Here is a 1,780-nt window from a genome sequence, read left to right on the forward strand (position 1 = left end):
GGACCTCGGCTTCGATTCGCTGACCGCCGTCGAGCTGCGCAACCGCCTTGCCGGTGCCACCGGCCTGCGGCTGCCCGCGACCCTTGTCTTCGACCACCCGACCCCCGCCGATCTCGCCGGTCACCTCGCGGCCGAGTTGTCCGGTGGGGGTCGGGGTGTGGTGTCGGCGGTGTCGGCGGTGTCGGTGGGTGGGGTGGGTGGTGGCGCTGGTGGTGTGGCGGGTGATCCGGTGGTGATCGTGGGTATGGGGTGCCGGTTGCCGGGTGGTGTGGGGTCGGCGGAGGAGTTGTGGGGTGTGGTGTCGGGCGGTGTGGATGCGGTGGGGGAGTTTCCGTCGGATCGTGGGTGGGATGTTGAGGGGTTGTTCGATCCCTCGGGCGAGCGGGCGGGGTCGACATACACGCGTGAAGGCGGATTCCTGCACGACGCGGCGGGGTTTGACGCTGATTTCTTCGGGATTTCGCCGCGTGAGGCGTTGGCGATGGATCCGCAGCAGCGGGTGCTGCTGGAGACCGCGTGGGAGACGTTGGAGGACGCGGGGATCGATCCGACGTCGTTGCGGGGCAGTCAGACGGGGGTGTTCACCGGCATCTGGTCCTCCGGCTACGTCGGCAGCCCCGACCAGGCACCTCCCGACACAGAGGGCTACCTGGCCACCGGCATCTCGCCGAGCATCACCTCCGGCCGGGTCTCCTACCTGCTGGGCCTCCAGGGCCAGGCCGTCTCGGTCGACTCCGCCTGCTCCTCGTCACTGATGGCGATCCACCTCGCCGCGCAGGCGCTGCGCTCGGGCGAGTGCTCGCTGGCGCTGGCCGGCGGGGTGACGGTGAGCGTGACCCCCCTGCAGTTCACGGAGTTCTCCCGCCAGCGTGCCCTGGCCCCTGACGGCCGGTGCAAGCCCTTCTCCTCGACGGCTGACGGCACCGCGTGGGGTGAGGGTGCGGGTCTGGTGCTGCTGGAGCGGTTGTCGGACGCCCGCCGCAACGGCCACCGGGTGCTGGCGGTGGTGCGGGGTTCGGCGGTGAACCAGGACGGTGCCTCCAACGGCCTGACCGCGCCCAATGGCCTGTCCCAGGAGCGGGTGATCCGTCAGGCGCTGGCGAACGCCGGACTGGAGCCGTCCGAGGTGGACGCGGTGGAGGCGCACGGTACGGGTACCACGCTCGGCGACCCGATCGAGGCGCAGGCGCTGCTGGCGACGTACGGGCAGGGGCGGGTGGAGCCGTTGTGGCTGGGTTCGGTGAAGTCGAACATCGGCCACACCCAGGCAGCGGCAGGCGTCGCGGGTGTGATCAAGATGGTCATGGCGATGCGGCACGGCGAACTGCCCCCGACGCTGCATGTCCAGGAGCCCACGCCTCATGTCGCCTGGGACACCGGTGACATCCGGCTGCTGACCGAGGCGAGGCCGTGGCCGGAGACGGGGCGTCCGCGCCGTGCCGGTGTGTCCGCCTTCGGGGCCAGCGGCACCAACGCCCACGTGGTCATCGAGCAGTTCCCGGAGGAAATCCCCGAAGAACCCGCCGCGGACGGCACCGCGGAGCCCACCGTGTGGCTGCTGTCCGGCAAGACGGACGACGCCCTGCGCGCCCAGGCCCGACGGCTCGCGGACCACATCGCCGCCCACCCCGGACTCCGGCCGGCCGCGATCGGCCGGGCACTGGCCACCACCCGCACCAAGCTCGACCACCGGGCGGCCATGGTGGGCAGCACCCGGACCGACCTCCTGGCGGGATTGGCCGCCCTTGCCGACGGGGACCCCGGCGTCATCACGGGCCTC

Annotated in this window: 1 protein-coding gene; it reads left to right on the top strand. The window is 71.7% G+C overall.

Annotated features, from left to right (window positions below; genetic code table 11):
• The coding region (locus K7G61_RS35770) for a beta-ketoacyl synthase N-terminal-like domain-containing protein (RefSeq protein WP_225851323.1) at nucleotides 1–1,780 on the top strand (1,780 nt) is incomplete at both ends.

Source organism: Streptomyces sp. HPF1205 (genome assembly GCF_020400825.1).
Classification (GTDB): domain Bacteria; phylum Actinomycetota; class Actinomycetes; order Streptomycetales; family Streptomycetaceae; genus Actinacidiphila.